Below are 395 nucleotides of genomic sequence, written 5' to 3'. Positions count from 1 at the left end.
GCTTCTCCGGATACACCGGCTTCACCGGCCTCTCCGGATAGACAGGCTTCACCGGGTACACAGGCTTTTCGGGACTACGCGGGTAAGCGGGCTTCTCCGGATACACCGGCTTGACCGGCTTCTCCGGATACACCGGCTTCACCGGGACCACCGGCTTCTCGGGGTAGACGGGCTTCACCGGAACAGCGGGCTTGACCGGCCTCTCCGGATACACCGGCTTCACCGGAACCACCGGCTTCTCCGGATACACCGGCTTGACCGGGACCACCGGCTTCTCGGGGTACACGGGCTTGACCGGCTTCTCCGGATACACCGGCTTCACCGGAACCACCGGCTTCTCCGGATACACCGGCTTGACCGGGACCACCGGCTTCTCGGGGTACACGGGCTTGACC

The 395-nt window shown here is 65.1% G+C and carries 1 pseudogene; it reads right to left on the bottom strand.

Annotated elements, in window-relative coordinates:
- Nucleotides 1-385 (bottom strand): annotated as a pseudogene (locus tag ABT171_RS08665) (hypothetical protein); the annotation flags it as partial.
- Nucleotides 386-395 lie beyond the last annotated feature (10 nt).

Origin of the sequence: Streptomyces sp. NPDC001851 (assembly GCF_040297165.1) — a bacterium.
GTDB lineage: Bacteria > Actinomycetota > Actinomycetes > Streptomycetales > Streptomycetaceae > Streptomyces.
This window is presented reverse-complemented; position numbering and strand designations above follow the sequence as displayed.